Origin of the sequence: Vibrio sp. M250220, from assembly GCF_036533795.1 — a bacterium.
Taxonomy (GTDB): Bacteria; Pseudomonadota; Gammaproteobacteria; order Enterobacterales; family Vibrionaceae; genus Vibrio.
Genome location: NZ_JATABI010000005.1, coordinates 99,224 through 117,091 on the forward strand (window position 1 = coordinate 99,224; position 17,868 = coordinate 117,091).

The 17,868-nt window shown below is 45.3% G+C and carries 17 protein-coding genes; 2 read left to right on the forward strand and 15 right to left on the reverse strand.

Annotated elements, in window-relative coordinates; all coding sequences use genetic code 11:
- Positions 1 to 44: 44 nt before the first annotated feature.
- Entirely contained in the window at positions 45 to 644 is a 600-nt protein-coding gene (locus tag QTN94_RS03440; protein ID WP_331426880.1) for a YitT family protein, read from the reverse strand.
- Between the two features lie 346 nt (positions 645 to 990).
- Between QTN94_RS03440 and glyA the strand changes: the two genes are divergently transcribed.
- Positions 991 to 2,241 carry a serine hydroxymethyltransferase gene (gene glyA / locus QTN94_RS03445; protein ID WP_138973413.1) on the forward strand — a complete coding sequence of 417 codons (1,251 nt, stop codon included), beginning with the start codon at positions 991 to 993 and terminating at the stop codon, positions 2,239 to 2,241.
- Positions 2,242 to 2,391: 150 nt separating this feature from the next.
- Here the strand turns inward: glyA and QTN94_RS03450 are convergent, their stop codons facing one another.
- From QTN94_RS03450 to leuS, 13 genes are all read right to left on the reverse strand, one after another.
- Positions 2,392 to 2,718: a hypothetical protein gene (locus QTN94_RS03450; protein ID WP_138973412.1), complete on the reverse strand. Its 327-nt coding sequence runs from the start codon at positions 2,716 to 2,718 to the stop codon at positions 2,392 to 2,394.
- 132 nt (positions 2,719 to 2,850) lie between these two features.
- Positions 2,851 to 3,816 (reverse strand): lipoyl synthase, encoded by a 966-nt coding sequence (gene lipA / locus QTN94_RS03455; RefSeq protein ID WP_331426881.1) that lies wholly within the window; start codon positions 3,814 to 3,816, stop codon positions 2,851 to 2,853.
- A gap of 7 nt (positions 3,817 to 3,823) precedes the next feature.
- Positions 3,824 to 4,489: a lipoyl(octanoyl) transferase LipB gene (gene lipB / locus QTN94_RS03460; RefSeq protein ID WP_331426882.1), complete on the reverse strand. Its 666-nt coding sequence runs from the start codon at positions 4,487 to 4,489 to the stop codon at positions 3,824 to 3,826.
- A gap of 179 nt (positions 4,490 to 4,668) precedes the next feature.
- Complete coding sequence (ybeD, locus tag QTN94_RS03465) at positions 4,669 to 4,947, reverse strand: DUF493 family protein YbeD (protein WP_138973409.1); 279 nt, start codon at positions 4,945 to 4,947, stop codon at positions 4,669 to 4,671.
- Positions 4,948 to 5,096: 149 nt separating this feature from the next.
- On the reverse strand, positions 5,097 to 6,275 hold the full coding sequence (locus QTN94_RS03470; protein ID WP_331416087.1) for a serine hydrolase: 1,179 nt from the start codon (positions 6,273 to 6,275) through the stop codon (positions 5,097 to 5,099).
- Between the two features lie 90 nt (positions 6,276 to 6,365).
- Entirely contained in the window at positions 6,366 to 7,148 is a 783-nt protein-coding gene (locus QTN94_RS03475) for a septal ring lytic transglycosylase RlpA family protein (protein WP_331426883.1), read from the reverse strand.
- Positions 7,149 to 8,270 (reverse strand): rod shape-determining protein RodA, encoded by a 1,122-nt coding sequence (gene rodA, locus QTN94_RS03480; protein WP_138973406.1) that lies wholly within the window; start codon positions 8,268 to 8,270, stop codon positions 7,149 to 7,151.
- A gap of 2 nt (positions 8,271 to 8,272) precedes the next feature.
- Positions 8,273 to 10,153, reverse strand: coding sequence for a penicillin-binding protein 2 (gene mrdA, locus QTN94_RS03485; protein ID WP_331426884.1), 1,881 nt, complete (start codon positions 10,151 to 10,153; stop codon positions 8,273 to 8,275).
- A gap of 6 nt (positions 10,154 to 10,159) precedes the next feature.
- On the reverse strand, positions 10,160 to 10,630 hold the full coding sequence (rlmH, locus tag QTN94_RS03490) for a 23S rRNA (pseudouridine(1915)-N(3))-methyltransferase RlmH (protein ID WP_331416085.1): 471 nt from the start codon (positions 10,628 to 10,630) through the stop codon (positions 10,160 to 10,162).
- 3 nt (positions 10,631 to 10,633) lie between these two features.
- Positions 10,634 to 10,951, reverse strand: a complete 318-nt coding sequence (rsfS, locus tag QTN94_RS03495; RefSeq protein WP_138973403.1) for a ribosome silencing factor — start codon at positions 10,949 to 10,951, stop codon at positions 10,634 to 10,636.
- 72 nt (positions 10,952 to 11,023) lie between these two features.
- Positions 11,024 to 12,037 (reverse strand): DNA polymerase III subunit delta, encoded by a 1,014-nt coding sequence (gene holA / locus QTN94_RS03500; RefSeq protein WP_331426885.1) that lies wholly within the window; start codon positions 12,035 to 12,037, stop codon positions 11,024 to 11,026.
- 2 nt (positions 12,038 to 12,039) lie between these two features.
- Positions 12,040 to 12,678, reverse strand: a complete 639-nt coding sequence (locus tag QTN94_RS03505) for an LPS-assembly lipoprotein LptE (protein ID WP_331426930.1) — start codon at positions 12,676 to 12,678, stop codon at positions 12,040 to 12,042.
- A 137-nt stretch (positions 12,679 to 12,815) separates the two neighbouring features.
- Positions 12,816 to 15,404, reverse strand: a complete 2,589-nt coding sequence (leuS, locus tag QTN94_RS03510) for a leucine--tRNA ligase (protein WP_331426886.1) — start codon at positions 15,402 to 15,404, stop codon at positions 12,816 to 12,818.
- 189 nt (positions 15,405 to 15,593) lie between these two features.
- Between leuS and QTN94_RS03515 the strand changes: the two genes are divergently transcribed.
- Positions 15,594 to 16,064 carry a zinc ribbon-containing protein gene (locus QTN94_RS03515; RefSeq protein ID WP_331426888.1) on the forward strand — a complete coding sequence of 157 codons (471 nt, stop codon included), beginning with the start codon at positions 15,594 to 15,596 and terminating at the stop codon, positions 16,062 to 16,064.
- 265 nt (positions 16,065 to 16,329) lie between these two features.
- Here QTN94_RS03515 and lnt read toward each other — a convergent pair whose 3' ends face one another.
- Positions 16,330 to 17,853: an apolipoprotein N-acyltransferase gene (gene lnt, locus QTN94_RS03520; RefSeq protein WP_331426890.1), complete on the reverse strand. Its 1,524-nt coding sequence runs from the start codon at positions 17,851 to 17,853 to the stop codon at positions 16,330 to 16,332.
- Positions 17,854 to 17,868 lie beyond the last annotated feature (15 nt).

Genomic DNA, 17,868 nt, shown 5'->3' on the forward strand with positions numbered 1-17,868 from the left:
CGAGTGATCGCGGGCTTAATTGTATTTGTAGTAGAAGTTAACGACTAACCGTAAGTCACCGAGTAGCGAGTTGGTTTGTGGTTCATTGCTAAGACAAGATTTAGAGCGACAGCCCCGAGAATCGATAAACCAATCACTTCTGGAGAGACAAAAAAGAACGAAGCAAAAAGAATCGCACAATCTATAGCCAGCTGAGACTTACCCACTGAAATGCCGAATTTGTCCTGAATGAACAGGCACAACACATTGAAGCCCCCCAAACTCGAACGATGGCGAAAAAGAATCAGCATCCCTAATCCCATCAAAAGACCTCCAGCGATCGCGCAGTAGACTTGGTTGATGGTCTCTAGAGTGATGACTAAATAGAGGTGATCAGTAATTAGTGACACAAGAGCACCAGAAATCGCACTATTAATTGCAAATCGAGTACCGAAACGCTTCCATGCTAATAAATAGAATGGACAGTTGGCAATAAAGTACAGAGTGCCGAGTGAAAAATGGGTCATCTGGCTGGTTAAAAGTGCCAGTCCTGCTGTGCCTCCAGTCAACAGTGATGCTGATTGGAGGAAAAAGAAGCCTTGGGCGACTAAAAAGGTGCCGGTCAAAATTGCGACCCAATCTTCTCGTCTTGAGTGTTTTTCCATCAATTTGAAATTTAACAAGTAAATAATGGCGTGCATACTATTTAAAAAAATAGGATTTCGGTAGCTTGAGAGTGAAATTTAAGGTAAACCTATGTAATTATCGTTTTACGGGGTGTAAAGGATGGAATTGACACTTAGCTGGCGAAATGTTCGGATAAGTGCTCAACATGAGATTCCCTGTAAAGCATTATGAAAAAACTGCATGAGAAAAACTGAAATTTTCTCTTTATGACAAAGATCAAATTATGTAGAATGCGCGTCATTAGCTTGATGCAAACGTTTGCGTGAGTGTCAAAGGTCGGTTTTTTTTGCAATTTAAAGTCTCAATCTGAGTCAGGAGATACAGATGCTAAAGCGTGATATGAACATCGCAGATTACGATGCGGAACTGTTCGCAGCAATTCAAGAAGAAACTCTTCGCCAGGAAGAACACATTGAACTTATTGCTTCAGAAAACTACACAAGTCCACGTGTAATGGAAGCGCAAGGTTCTCAGCTTACAAATAAGTACGCTGAAGGTTACCCAGGCAAGCGCTACTACGGTGGCTGTGAGTACGTTGATAAAGCTGAATCTCTGGCAATTGATCGTGCATGTCAGCTATTTGGCTGTGAATACGCAAACGTACAGCCTCACTCAGGCTCACAGGCAAACAGTGCTGTTTACATGGCTCTACTTAACCCTGGTGATACTGTTCTTGGTATGAGCTTAGCGCACGGTGGTCACCTTACACACGGTTCTCCAGTCAACTTCTCTGGTAAACACTACAACGTTATTCCTTACGGTATCGACGAAGCTGGTCAAATCAACTACGACGAAATGGAAGCACTTGCTCTAGAACACAAACCGAAGATGATCATCGGTGGTTTCTCTGCTTACTCACAGATCGTAGATTGGGCTCGCATGCGTCAAATCGCAGATAAAGCAGGCGCGTACCTATTTGTCGATATGGCTCACGTTGCGGGTCTAATCGCAGCGGGCGTATACCCAACGCCTGTACCACACGCTCACGTTGTCACTACAACAACGCACAAAACGCTAGCAGGTCCACGTGGTGGTCTTATCCTGTCTAACGCGGGTGAAGAGATGTACAAAAAACTCAACTCAGCTGTCTTCCCTGGTGGCCAAGGTGGCCCGTTAATGCATGTTATCGCTGGTAAAGCGGTTGCATTCAAAGAAGCGATGGAGCCAGAGTTTAAAGAGTACCAAGCTCGCGTAGTTAAAAACGCGAAAGCAATGGTTGCTCAGTTCCAAGAGCGCGGCTACAAGATCGTTTCTAACGGTACTGAAAACCACCTATTCCTTGTTGACCTAATTGACAAAGATATTACAGGTAAAGATGCAGATGCAGCACTAGGTGCAGCAAACATTACAGTTAACAAGAACTCTGTACCAAATGACCCTCGTAGCCCGTTTGTCACGTCTGGTATCCGTGTTGGTTCTCCTGCAATCACTCGTCGTGGTTTCACTGAAGAAGACGCAAAAGAGCTAGCAAACTGGATGTGTGATGTTTTAGATAACATCGGTAATGAGGAAGTTATCGCAGCAACGAAAGCGAAGGTGCTCGATATCTGTAAGCGTCTACCAGTTTACGCATAATGGTTCTGCCTGACTTGGTCTATTTTGTTGTCAAAGGTGCTCATTTACTAGCGCAAACTCCGCACCTTTTCCTCGAGCTAGAACCAATACAGTGAGAAAACAAAAAGGGCCGATGTTGTTACATCGGCCCTTTTTATTGTTCATTTCCCGTTACTTAGGTAGGCTAAGAAGAGTGCCAGACTTACATTTGAACGAGTAATACTTACTGCTTTCGTTGAATTTACCTAAGCCTTCACCGTCACAGTAGTCGATATTAATGTCACGCATCGTTTCCAGCGTGCTTTCATTCGTCAGTGCGAATTTAGAACCGTCAGAGCAAACAATGCGTACGCGACCGTCATCACTCACTGAGTAGATATCCACTTCGGTATTGCAAAGCTCAAATGAAGCTTCTCGAAAATTGTCTTGCTCGGTATTTGAAGCACAGCCAGCAGACAGGGCCGCCAGAGTCATTGCCGCTAGTCCAAACTTTTTCATACTAGTTCCTTGGAATACGCTTAGTAGTAATGGTTGTAGGTTAAGCCTATCGAAGTGTAGTGATTCATTCAACAACCGATAACAAAAAGGGTCGACTTATTATGTCGACCCTTGCCACAAAATTGACTTACTCTAGCTCACCTCTAAACCTTGAGCCTGAAGGTCTGCATGGTACGACGAGCGCACAAATGGTCCACATGCTGCATGTGTGAAACCAAGCTCTAGAGCAATTTCTTTTAACTCATCAAACTCTGATGGAGGCACGTAGCGTTCAACAGGTAAATGGTGGCGGCTTGGTGCAAGGTATTGACCCAATGTCAGCATAGTGACACCGTGTGCACGAAGGTCTTTAAGAACCTCAATGATCTCTTCTTTCGTCTCACCAAGACCCATCATCAAACCAGACTTAGTTGGAATGCTAGGATGCTGTTCTTTGAATTTTTTCAATAACTCCAGTGACCACTTGTAGTTCGCTCCTGGACGCGCTTTACGATAAAGGCGAGGTGCTGTTTCAAGGTTGTGGTTGAAGACATCTGGCGGGTTATCTTTAAGAAGTTCAAGGGCGATATCCATGCGACCACGGAAATCAGGAACCAAGGTTTCAATCTTGATGTTAGGGTTGAGAGCACGAATTTCACGGTTACAGTCTGCAAAATGCTGAGCGCCGCCATCACGAAGATCATCACGGTCTACCGATGTGATCACCACATACTTCAGCTTCATGTCTTGGATTGTTTTTGCTAGTTTCTTTGGCTCATCATTTTCTGGAGCGAGTGGACGTCCATGGGCAACGTCACAAAACGGGCAACGACGAGTACAGATTGCACCAAGGATCATGAAAGTTGCTGTTCCGTGGTTAAAACATTCTGCTAGATTTGGACACGAAGCTTCTTCACAAACGGAGTGCAGGTTGTTTTTACGCATTGCAGATTTGATATCTTGAATACGTTGGCTGTCAGAAGGCAGTTTGATCTTCATCCATTCTGGCTTACGAAGAACTTCTTTCTGCTCGGTAGGCATGTTCTTTACCGGGATCAGAGCCATTTTGTCAGCGTCGCGGTACTTAACGCCTTTTTCCATTTGGATTGGTTTACTCATGCTTCTCTTACTTCTCGTTGTTGCTTGCCGATTTTGCGGCTGTATCTAGTTCTACGTGGTCATAACCAAGTAAAGTCACCAGTTCTTCGACTAGCTTTGTCTCAACTTGAGCGATATCGTCAGGCCCACCTAATTGGCTGACTTGTACCATCTCCATACCTGCATAACCACATGGGTTGATGCGTAGGAAAGGTGACAAGTCCATGTTGACGTTTAGTGCCAAGCCGTGGAATGAACAACCTTTACGAATTCTAAGCCCTAAGGAACAAATCTTTTTGCCATCGACGTAGACACCAGGGGCATCAGGTCGAGCAGCGGATTCGATATTGTATGCTTTTAGAGTGTTGATTACGAGGTTCTCGATATGTGTAACGAGTTCTCTAACACCTAGCTTTTTACGACGAAGGTTGATAAGAAAATAAGCGACCAGTTGTCCGGGTCCATGGTAGGTGACTTGCCCACCACGATCGCTTTGAACGACCGGAATATCCCCTGTGTTTAACAGGTGTTCAGCTTTGCCGGCTTGTCCTTGTGTGAAGACAGGGTTGTGTTCGACAAGCCATACTTCATCAGGCGTTTCTTCTGTTCGATTGTCAGTGAAATCGTGCATCGCTTGCCAGATAGGCTTATAGTCCTGTCTACCAAGATGTTTCACAACAAGCAGGTTTTGCATTCCGCTCTTCCATCGTCGGTTAGTAAAGTGGAAAGATTATAAACTGCTTCTGGTTATTGAACTATATGCCAGTAACACATTTTTAACCCTAGAGTTTTTGCAGGATATTTATCTAATTGATATCTAAAAAGAAAGCAGCTTTCGCTGCTTTCAATAAAATTTGAGTGTATTCAAATTTTTTATAGCACCATGCGCACGATGTCAATCTCACCAAGCTCTTTATAAAGCGTTTCAACCTGTTCAATCGAGGTTGCAGTGATGTTGATTGATACCGAGTGGTAATTTCCCTTAGCACTTGGTTTTACTGTTGGGCTGTAATCACCTGGAGCATGGCGTTGGATGACTTCAAGAACCTTTTCTGGTAGCTCTGGCTTAGCGTAGCCCATTACCTTGTATGTGAAAGAACAAGGGAACTCAAGCAGGTCTCTCAATTTTGCATCTGAGTTAATGTTCAGCATGTTGAAACTCCAAGTTGGAAAGTCGTTATTCGCAGCGCAGAATAGTACTGTCTATCTGAGATGAACTCAAGACGTGGCTCACGCTAGTCACTACTGAGATAAATAAAAAAAAGCCGCAAATTGGCGGCTTTTTTTGCTAAGTACATAGATTACAAGAAGCTTTTGAACAACATGACAATGTAATCCCATAGGCGGCTGAATAGGCTACCTTGTTCTACGTTTTCAAGAGCAAGTAGTGGGTACTCGGCAATATCTTCACCTTCTAGTTGATAGTATAGCTTACCAACTACGTCACCCTTCATTATTGGGGCTTCAAGCTCTTTTTCAAGGATAAAGCTAGCTTTGAGATTTTTCGCTTGTCCACGAGGTAAAGTCACATAGGTGTCTTGATCCAACCCAAGTGCCACAGTGTCCTTATTACCCATCCAGATTTTTTCTTCTACGAACGTTTCACCTGCTTTGTGAGGCGCGACTGTTTCGAAGAAACGGAAGCCGTAGCTGAGTAACTTCTTACTTTCTGATTTACGAGCGTTAGCGTCTTTAGTCCCCATCACGACGGCAACAAGGCGCATTTTACCCTCTGTTGCAGAGCTTACTAAGCTGTAACCAGCATTGCTTGTGTGGCCCGTTTTAATACCATCAACGTTCATGCTTTTATCCCAAAGCAGGCCGTTACGGTTGTATTGAGTAATGCCGTTGTAGGTGAATTTTTTCTCAGAGTAGATACGGTATTCTTCCGGTACGTCGCGAATAAGCGCAGTACCAAGTAGTGCCATATCGTAAGGTGTCGAGTAAAGATTCGCGTTGTCTAGGCCATGAACGTTGGCGAAGTGTGTGTCCTTCATACCAATTGTGTCAGCCCATGCGTTCATTAGATCAACAAATGCATCTTCAGATCCGGCAATATGTTCAGCCATAGCAACACAAGCATCATTGCCAGACTGGATAATGATTCCTCGGTTGAGGTCTTCTACTTTTACGGTAGTGCCGACTTCGATGAACATTTTCGATGAATCAGGGAAGTTTTTTGCCCAAGCGTTCTTGCTGATGGTGACATCGTCTTGCAGTGAGATGTTACCGCGTTCTAACTCTTGACCAATAACATAGCTGGTCATCATTTTCGTTAAGCTTGCTGGAGAGAGTTTTGTATTCATCTCTTTTTCAGCTAAAACTTTACCTGAATGATAATCCATCAAAACGTAGCCTTTAGCGGCGATTTGAGGCGCGTCTGGCATCACAATTGGTGATGCGAAGGCAGAAGATGCGATGGTTGCAGAAAGCGCAATAGAAGACGCAAAAACTGATTTAATTAGCGTTGTTTTTTTCATATTGACTACAGGTTTATCGTTAACTGTCCATATCTTAACAGAATCAATCTCTCAAACCAGTATAGGAATAGGGATACACTGGATTGAGGACTAGTGGGATTTAATGAAAGCACTGGTATAACCGAGTTCTTTCACTCTTTCTAGTGCTTTTTGGCTCGACATATAGTCGTCGAAAGGGCCCAAAAAGACGCGGTGTACATTACTACTCGAGTTGACGTAGCTTTTCACCGATAGCTTTTGACTTAAATCTCGCGCTAAAGTTTCAACGCGATCTTGATATTGTGAAGAGGCTACCTGAACGGCAAACTTAGTCAGGGAATCCTGTTTATTGGTTTGCGTTGGTTTATCGACCGTAATAACTTCGATGGCGACGTTGGCAGTACCCGTTTTAATCACATCTAATTTCGTTGCAGCTGCATAGCTCAGGTCAATGATACGGCCTGGGTGAAATGGACCACGGTCGTTGACGCGAACGATCGCTGTCTTTCCATTGTCTTTGTTTGTGACTTTGACATAACTAGGGATCGGCAACTCTTTGTGGGCAGCTGACATGGAATACATATCATAGACTTCGCCATTGGAAGTTAAGTGACCGTGAAATTTTTTACCATACCACGAAGCAATGCCTTCTTGTTTGAAGCCTTTAGGCTCTTTAATGATGGTGTAGCTATTGCCTCTTAGCGTGTAGTTACTGTTACCTCCTAAACTATAGGATTCGTATTGTGGAGTAGCATCTTCAATATGATCGACTGAAATTGGTGCATCAGGCGCAATGTCATCATCAATGGTGTAGCGTTTTGATGGTGCTGAAGAGCAGCCTGCCAAAACCGCACAAGTTGCAACAAGAGTAAGCAGTAGTCGCTTGTTTATCATTTAAATTGCCTTGGAAAATGCTTTTCTATGAGTGTGAATTGACATCAGTATCCCGAAACCAGCCATTAGAGTTACCATGGATGTACCACCATAACTGATTAAGGGGAGCGGTACGCCAACAACAGGTAAAATTCCACTCACCATGCCAATATTTACGAAGACGTAAACGAAAAAGCTGAGAACGATACTACCCGCCATCATTCGACCGAATGCGGTTTGTGCTTTGCTGGCTAACACCAAGCCTCGACCAATAATGAACAGGTACAAGCCTAATAGGATAAGAATACCAATCAATCCCCACTCTTCGGCAATGACGGCAAAAATGAAGTCAGTATGACGTTCAGGCAAAAACTCCAATTGTGATTGGGTACCTTGCAGCCATCCTTTCCCTGATATGCCTCCTGAGCCGATAGCGATTTTACTTTGAATAATGTGATACCCCGCACCAAGTGGGTCAGACTCAGGGTTAAATAGCGTTCTCACCCGTACCTTTTGATACTCTCGCATCAGGAAGAACCATAAAATAGGCAAAAAGGCACCTAGGCCACAGGCGGCTGCAAAAATGATTCTCCAACTTATACCGGCGAGAAAGATAACGAAAATGCCTGATGCGGCAATCAGTATTGAGGTACCTAAATCAGGTTGCTTAGCAATCAGAATTGTCGGGACAAACACCATGACCAATGACATGACCAGAGTCTGGAATGTTGGCGGAAGAGGGCGTTTACCAATATAACGAGCCACCATCAGAGGCACTGCGAGTTTAAGCAGTTCAGATGGCTGGAAGCGAATAAACCCCAAGTTTAACCAGCGCTGAGCTCCCTTAGAGGCTTCACCGAAAAAGAGCACGCCTAGTAGTAGCACCACACCACCAGCAAACATGATCGGTGCCATCGCCTCGTAAGTGCGTGGTGGAATTTGTGCGAGAAGTAACATAACGCCAAGGGAGAGAGCCATTCTCATTGCTTGACGATCCATCATGGCTAAACTTTGTCCGCTAGCGCTGTACATGACGACAAGACCAAATCCCATCAGGACCAGAATTCCTAGTAATAAAGGTAGATCGAGGTGGAAGCGTTCAAACAGAACTCGGTTTTGACCCGTTGCTGGATTCAAATCCATGATTAGTTCGCCTCTTTGTTTTCCACGAGTACGTGGTCAAATATCTTTCTTACCACTGGGCCACCCAGAGAAGAGCCACCCCCAGCATTTTCTAATACGATTGTGACAATCACCTTTGGATTGTCAATCGGAGCAAACCCAGTGAAGAGCGCATGGTCGCGAAGGTGTTCCGCAATTTCATCTGCGTTGTACTCTTCATCCTCACTTAGTCCAAACACCTGCGCTGTCCCGGATTTACCCGCACTGACATACGGTGTCTTAGTGAACGCTCGACGAGCGGTTCCCTTCTTACCATGGTTAACCAGTCGCATGCCTTCAATGGCCATGTCCCAGTAACGAGGTTTGACACCAGCGATAGGTGGATAAGTTTCAATATCGGATAACTGTTGTTTTTCAAACACTTCACCATTATCGATAGTGGCTCTTAGTAGGTGAGGAGCGACCACCTCTCCGCGTTTTACGAGTACCGATGTTGCCTTAGCAAGTTGCATTGGGGTCGATGTCCAGTACCCTTGTCCAATACCGACAGGAATAGTGTCACCCTGATACCAAGGCGTTCGATGTCGTGCCATTTTCCATTCACGGGTTGGCATGTTAGCTTTACTTTCTTCGTAAATATCAATGCCAGTGTAGTCACCGAATCCGAACATCATCATCCAACTCGATATGCGATCAATCCCCATATCGTAAGCGATTTGATAGAAAAAGGTATCAACAGATTCTTCAATCGACTGAACAATATCTACTTTGCCGTGGCCCCAGCGTAACCAATCGCGGAACGGCTTTGTTTTAGAGTTCGGAATATTCCAGTACCCAGGATCATTTCTAGTGGTATAAGGGGTAACCACGCCTTCTTGCAACGCCGCCACGGCCATAAATGGTTTGATGGTTGAAGCGGGTGGATATATTCCGAGTGTTGCTCGATTCACCAAGGGGCGGTTTTTGTCGTTAAGTAATGAGCTGTATGCCTGTCCTGAAATGCCATGAACGAAAGCATTGGGGTCGTAACTTGGACTGGATACCATTGCTAATACGCCGTTGTCTTTAGGATCGAGAACGACCGCGCTGCCGCGACGCCCATCAAGCAACTTATGAACATAGAGCTGAAGGTCAATATCCAGGTTAAGTACAATGTCTTTGCCCGGAACCGGAGGTACATACTTAAGTGTACGAATGACGCGGCCACGACTGTTAACCTCGACTTCCTGATAACCCGCCGTACCATGCAGCATATCTTCGTAATAGCGTTCAATGCCGAGTTTACCGATATCATGTGTGGCCTGGTAGTTGGCATCTTTCTCTTCACGAACTAGACGTTGCATGTCACGGTCATTGATACGCGACACATAACCAATAACGTGAGTCAGCACTTCACCATAAGGGTAGTGACGTTTGAGCGCGGCATTAACCGATACGCCAGGAAAGTTATGTTGGTTGACCGAAAATTTGGCGACTTGCTCTGGTGTCAGTTGGTTTAAGATCGGAACAGATTTAAAGCGTCGAGTTTGTCGGCGTTCTTTTTGAAAACGCTCTACTTGCTCTGGAGTAATGGTTAAGATTTTTTGCAGACGAGCAATGGTATCATCCATATCTTTGATCATTTCCGGCGTCAGTTCGAGGCTGAATACTGGGCGGTTTTCCGCTAGCAGTTTACCGTTACGGTCGTAGATTAAGCCGCGGTTAGGCGCGATAGGGACAACTTTAATTCGGTTGTCATTAGAGCGGGTTTTGTAATCTTGGTATTGGTTAATCTGGATGTTGTACAGGTTGGTTACCAAGATGCCCAGCATAGCGACAATACCGATGAAAGCGACGATAGCGCGGCTTTTAAATAGTCGCGCTTCTTCATGGTAATCCCTTATTAGGGTACGCTTCCTTAACATTGATGGTTATTCTCGATGATATGGGTGGTTAGCAGTAATGCTCCACGCTCTATACAGGCTTTCTGCCATTACAATGCGCACCAGTGGGTGTGGTAGCGTTAGTGCTGATAGTGACCAGCTCTGGTCAGCGGCTGCTTTGCATGCAGGTGCTAGACCTTCTGGGCCACCGATCAGAATAGACACGTCTCTGGCATCAAGTTTCCAATGCTCTAGTTGTTCCGCTAATTGTGGTGTATCCCACTTTTTGCCAGGAATATCGAGAGTAACAATTCGGTTGCCTTTTGGCACTGCTGCAAGCATCGCTTCGCCCTCTTTTTGCAAGATTCTTGCAATGTCGGCGTTTTTGCCACGTTTTCCAGCTGGAATTTCAACCAGCTCAAGCGGCATATCGTGTGGGAAACGACGACGATACTCTTGAAAGCCCTCTTCAACCCATTTCGGCATTTTAGTGCCAACGGCAATTAGCTGTAATTTCATCGCTTAGCCCCAAAGCTTTTCAAGTTGGTATAGCTCGCGTTGCTCTTCCTGCATAACATGGATAATCGTTGTTCCCATATCAAGTACAACCCATTCACCTTCAGCTTCGCCATCAATGCCTAGTGGAATAATACCAGCAAGTTTAGATTCTTTTGCGACGTGTTCAGCAATAGAGGCAACATGGCGTTTTGACGTGCCAGTACAAACGATCATGTAATCTGTAATGCTTGATTTACCCTGAACATCAATAGTTTTAATGTCTTGAGCTTTCATATCATCAACTTTGTCGACTAGAAATTCGTTTAACTGTTCAAGTTGCAAGGCTTTTTCCTCGTTATTTAATCGATTGACACTTGGTAGTGTATTTTGGGGCGGCGAAGTATACCACGCTTTTTATAGCTTAACTTGAGGTAAGCAAATCTCAGTACTCAACTGGTGTAATAGTGGCCAGCTAGATTGTTCGTACTGAGTTTTTATTGTCCTCTCAGTCTGTGCCAATAACTGAAGAAGTTGCATCAGTCTCACTGGTGTCAATCGGTTTAGAGCCGCAGAGTAAAGAGGACGCTTCGACTGCCAAATTCTGTATTTCTCAAACACTTGTCCGATAGGCCGTGTTTGTAGAAGCTGAGACATTGTCAGTAGTTGTGTGAGTTCCTTTTGTACTGTGCGGGCTAGGATGACGGTTTCTACACCTTCTGCTTCCAGTTGGCGAAGGATGCGCTGAGAACGCTTAGCCTTGCCCGCCAATAGGGCGTCTATCCAATGAAACGCAGTAAAATGGTTGTGACGGCTAAGGGACTCTTCTAACCGAATTAGATTAAGTACGCCATCTGGATAGAGCAGAGCCAGTTTTTCCAAACTCTGAGTCAGTGCAAACAAGTTACCTTCGTGCCATTGAGCCAGCATTTGAACTGCTTCAGGGTCCGGCTTAAGACCAAGAGCGCGGCAACGGATTTGAACAAACTGAGGTAGGCGCTGAATATCTGGCGTGAGGCAGTTTACCAAGCAGCCCGTTCCTGAGAGAGCTTTAAACCACTTAGCACTCTCTTGGACCTTGGTGAGCTTGCTTCCAATTAGAACCAGAATGACATCACTATGGAGTAAGTCGGAGACCGCAAGCAACTCTTTAGCGATGGTGGTATTTACACCAGATTCAGGGAGCTCCAACTCAATAATTTGTCGGGCAGAAAAAAGGCTCATCGCCTGACAGCAATCGTAAACTAAGTTCCAGTCAAAGGAATTATCGATAGCAAACCTATGTTTTTCCTCAAAACCTTGTTTATAGGCGGCTTGTTGAATCGCTTGGCGAGACTCCTGAAGAAGTAGCGGTTCGTTACCGAAAATTAAGTAGGTAGGGTAGAGCTGTTTGGTTAACTGCTCCACCAATCGATCAGCGAAAACTCGCATAGTTACTGCTGGTTCTCAGAGGAAGTTGTGACGGTTTGTTGAGGTTCATCACTAGCGAATGTCTTCACTCGGTACTGCTCCTCTTGTTCCTTAAGTTGCGCCTGTTGCTCTACTTGACTAAGCATAGTGCCGGATTCGATATTGGTTTTTAGGCGAGCCATCTGACGAATGATCTGTGACGCTGCGAGTTTACGCATTTCATCTTCGATCATGTCGCGTTCTACCGATTTCGCTAAAGCTGTCAGTGGGTTATCTAAGTAGCTGCGCGTTACGCTAGTAGAAAACGTTTTGGAACCTAGCTCTGGAATAGTCACACGGTAAGAGGTACGGAATGTCAGCTCTTTTTCGGCTGCACGGGTGTTTTGGTATAGCGAGAGCGTACGTTCACCGACGCCTTCGCTAATTAGGTGCAAATTCGGAACATCTGCCGCAGGAGAAACCAATTTAATTTCACTCATACGCAGTTGGCCTTTCATCATACGCGTGAAGTTGCTGTACTGGTCATAACTGGTCAGTGACATCGTATCAAGCTCTTCAGGGATTGAGTAGTCACCGCGTAGGTGGAAACCACAAGCAGATAAAAGGCTTGCAGCAAGAACAACCGTAGATAGCTTTACAGAACGAGTTGAAATGAGTCGCATGACTTGAGGAAACATAGGTTGATGGCTCTCGATTATTGGAATACTTATCTTAGCGTTCTGAGTTATTGCGGGTCAAAACGCTAAGATAAATAAAACAGGGTAGGTGGCTACCCTGTTTATGACGTTATTAGAACAGATTAGTTCGCAACGATGTTTAGAAGTTTACCTGGGACGTAAATAACTTTACGTACCGTTTTATCTTCAGTGAACTTAGTCACATTCTCATCGTTTAGGCCCAGTTGTTCAATCTCGTCTTTAGAGATATCTGCCGGTACTGTTAGCTTCGCACGTAGTTTGCCGTTAACTTGAACAACGATGGTTTTCTCATCTTCAACGAGTGCTTTTTCGTCAAACGTTGGCCATACCGCGTTATCGATATCTGATTCACCTAGCGCAACCCATAGTTCGTATGAGATGTGCGGAGTGATTGGGTAAAGCATTGCGACAACCGCTTTTAACGCTTCATCAAGGATCGCACGGTCTTGCGCTGATTCTTGAGGCGCTTTCGCTAGCTTGTTCATTAGTTCCATGATAGCGGCGATTGCTGTGTTGAACGTTTGACGACGAGCGATATCGTCTGTTACTTTCGCGATAGTTTTGTGAACATCACGACGTAGCGCTTTCTGGTCACCAGATAGTGCTGACGTGTCAATGGCTTCAGCCACGCCTTTTGATGCATGCTCTTTAACCAGCTTCCAAACACGTTTCAAGAAGCGGTTAGCGCCTTCAACGCCTGATTCTTGCCACTCAAGAGTCATATCTGCTGGAGAGGCAAACATCATAAATAGGCGTACTGTGTCAGCGCCGTACTTGTCTACCATCTCTTGTGGGTCGATACCGTTGTTTTTCGACTTAGACATCTTGATCATGCCTGAGTGCTCAACGTCGCGGCCTTGGTCATCTTTTGCAGAAGTGATTCGGCCTTTGCCATCGCGCTCTACGGTTACATCAGTAGGTGCAACCCACTCTTTACCGCCTTTCTCGTTTTCAAAGTAGAACGCATCAGCCAACACCATACCTTGACATAGCAGCTGTTTGAACGGCTCATCAGAGGTTACGTAACCCGCGTCACGTAGTAGTTTATGGAAGAAGCGAGAGTACAGTAGGTGCATACAAGCGTGCTCGATACCACCGATGTATTGGTCTACTGGTAGCCAGTAGTTTGCTTTTTCTGGATCTAAGATGTCATCAGCTTGCGGAGAACAGTAACGTGCGTAGTACCAAGATGATTCCATAAAGGTATCAAATGTATCGGTTTCGCGCAGTGCTGGTTCACCGTTGAACGTGGTCTTCGCCCACTCTTTATCTGCTTTGATCGGACTCGTTACACCGTCCATTACCACATCTTCAGGAAGAATCACTGGTAGTTGGTCTGCTGGCACTGGATGAACTTGGCCATCTTCCGTTGTGACCATTGGGATTGGAGCTCCCCAGTAACGCTGACGAGAAACACCCCAGTCACGTAGACGGAAGTTAACTGTTTTAGTGCCTTTACCTTCAGCTTCTAGTTTTGCTGCAATGGCATCAAATGCTGCTTGGAATTCAAGACCGTCAAATTCGCCTGAATCGAACAGTACACCTTTCTCTGTATATGCTTCTTCAGCGATGTTTAGCTCGCTGCCGTCAGTTGGCTTGATAACAGGGATGATATCTAGACCGTACTTGGTTGCAAACTCGAAGTCACGTTGGTCGTGCGCAGGTACAGCCATAACAGCACCTGTGCCGTAATCCATCAGTACGAAGTTAGCAATGTAAACAGGAACTTCACGACCATTCAATGGGTGAATTGCGGTAAGGCCAGTCGCCATACCTTTTTTCTCCATTGTTGCTAGTTCCGCTTCAGCGACTTTAGTGTTCTTACACTCTTCGATGAAAGCTGCAAGCTCAGCGTTATTTTCCGCTGCGATAGCCGCTAGAGGGTGACCTGCTGCGATGCCCACGTATGTCACACCCATTAGTGTGTCTGGACGTGTTGTGTAAACTTCTAGGTCTTGGTGACCTTTTACTTCGACGTTCTTTACTGTAAATCGCAGTTCAACACCTTCAGAACGACCGATCCAGTTGCGCTGCATGGTTTTAACCATTTCAGGCCAACCGTCTAGGTTATCGAGATCGTCTAGCAGTTCTTGAGCGTACTCTGTGATCTTAATGAACCACTGAGGGATCTCTTTTTGTTCTACAGGTGTGTCACAACGCCAGCAACAGCCGTCTTCAACCTGCTCGTTAGCTAGAACCGTCTGGTCGTTTGGACACCAGTTAACTGAAGACGTTTTTTTGTAAACTAAGCCTTTATCGTAAAGCTTAGTGAAGAATTCCTGTTCCCAACGGTAGTACTCTGGTGTACAGGTTGCAAACTCACGATTCCAGTCGTAACCAAAGCCTAGAAGTTTAAGCTGGTTCTTCATGTACTCAATGTTTTCGTAAGTCCAAGGCGCTGGTGCCGTGTTGTTTTTAACGGCTGCATTTTCTGCAGGTAGACCGAATGCATCCCAACCGATTGGTTGCATTACGTTTTTACCTTGAAGACGTTGGAAACGAGATACCACATCACCGATAGTGTAGTTACGCACGTGACCCATGTGCAGTCGGCCACTTGGGTATGGGAACATAGAGAGACAGTAGAATTTTTCTTTGTTTGGGTCTTCACTTACAACAAAGGTCTTGTTGTTATCCCAGTGCTGTTGAACTTTTTGTTCAATATCTTGCGGGTTATATTGTTCTTGCATCGATGATATCCGGTTATCTTGGAATTTGTGAGTTCGGTTAGAACAGACATTAATAGATCGTCATAGAATACCTAAAGGAGAGGGGCACAACAATAGCCAATACCCACTCAAATCACGTAAAGATGGTGATGTTTAATGCCTTAACTGGGCTTTATGAATGTGCACCACTGAATCGAAAGGAGGTTAGCGATGGCAAAACGCAAAGCAGGTTACGAGGAGATGTTTGAAGATGTTGTCGAAGCTCTAAAGCATAGTCCTGATGAAGTTAACCACGTTTTAGAAACCTCTGGTAAGGTCGTCGATGCTGCGAATGACTTAACCAAAGATGAGTTAGCACTTGTGTCTGCATATGTTAAGTCAGATTTAAAAGAGTTTGCTGACAATTATGAAGACTCAAAAAGTGGTCCATTTTATATCATGATTGCCGACTCCATCTGGCAAGGGCTACTTGATATTACGGATAGAACGAAAGTCGAGTGGGTCGAGTTATTTCAGGATCTAGAGCACCAAGGTCTATATCAGGCGGGCGAAGTGATTGGTTTGGGTATGCTTGTCTGTGATGAGTGTGGTCATAAAACACAATACACTCACCCAACTGTTATTATTCCTTGCACGCACTGTGGCCACAAAGGATTCAGTCGACGGGCATTGAAACCGTAAAAAAGAGCGGGCTGCGCCCTACGAGATGCTAGAACGCTTCGCTTCGAGAATCGAGACCGCATTTCGCGCTGCGCGAGAGGTGGATGTTAGTAGTAAGTAGAAGTTAGCTTTGTCCATAAGGTGTTGACAGAACGACTCTTTACCAAGCCATAATTTTCTCGATTCTCAAAAAAGGGTTGATGCTTTCACACCAACCCTTCAATCTTTTTCTAGAGACTAGAGACTAGAGACTAGAGACTAGAGACTAGAGACTAGAGACTAGAGACTAGAGACTAGAGACTCCCTTCCTCATTCTCCACCCAATCACCAGACTTAATCCAACCCAGATATACAGCGGCCAAGTGCCAAGGTTTCGGTAGGGTGTTTCGCCCTTTGTCGCAGGAACTTCAGCGCGCAGCACTGCCGTTTCAAATTGTGGCACTTGCGCAGTGATATGACCGCGATAATCAGTCACAGCAGTGATGCCATTGTTTGTTGCACGAATCACCGGCTTACCTAACTCTAGAGCTCGCATACGGGCAATCTCCATGTGCTGGAGTGGGCCGATAGAGCGACCAAACCAAGCGTCATTTGAAAGCGTTAAAATAAAATCTGTATCGTCATCGACATTTTGCCTGACTTGCTCGTTGAAGATAATCTCGTAACACAATGCAGGAGCCATCTGCTTACCATTGGCATCAATATTCGGCTGGATAAAATCTCCTCGGCTGAAGGAAGACATGGGTAAGTTGAAGAATGGAGCAAGCGGTCTCAGGATGCTCTCAAATGGTACGAACTCCCCAAATGGTAGCAGGTGATGTTTGTGGTAACGCTGGTTCATATCGTAACGATAATCACCATAAGGCGTTTGACCTACAGTGAGAATGCTATTGTAGAACTTCTTGTCTTCACCTTGGTTGACAATTCCAGTAATGACCGCGCTGTTGTTCATACGAGCTGCGGCATCGAGATTGCTTAGAAATGAGGAGATCTCGAATTCAAAAGCAGGTATTGCCGCTTCAGGCCAGATGATAATGTCTGCATCCCAATTTTCTCGAGTCAGGTCGGTATACTTCATTATGGTTGGCCAGCGTTGACTCGGTTGCCATTTCAGTTCTTGCGCGATATTGCCCTGAATAAGTGCTATTTTAGTCACTTTATCCATTGAAGGAGACACCCACTGAGCGGATTGTAATCCAAAGCCTGTCATCAGAATAACGGCAGGAATAAGTAGATGTCGCCATTGACGCGAAAGAGTAGCGTAAGCGATAGAGCCCGCACTAATCATCACCAACAAGGTAATAAGTTCAACTCCACCTAACGGAGCAAAATTGGCGAGTGGACTGTCTATTTGGCTATAGCCTAGCCATAACCAAGGAAAGCCCGTCATTACCCAGCCGCGCAACCAATCCATGATTAGCCAGAGAGCAGGCGCTGCGAGCAGCAATCGTGAGCGCTGCTTGTGCGGAAAAAAGCGGTTTAGACTCCATGCAAATAATGCGGCATAAACAGCGAGGTAGCCAACTAATAGCACCATGAGGAAGACGCTGGCAATTTTGGGCATACCGCCGAAGTTGTCGATACTGACATGTACCCAGCTAATGCCTGTAGAAAATTGCCCGATGCCCCAAGCATAGCCTATCCATAGCGAGTGTTTAGCAGACTGCTTGTCAATAAGCAGTAATAGAAGCGCAGGGCTGACAATTGCCAGAGGCCAAATTTGATAAGGGGCAAATGCTAGAGTTGTTAATGCGCCAACAAAAACGGCCGCAAGCGGCCGTTTGAGGCGATGAAAAAGTGAATCCATCATCGTATTATTTCGTTT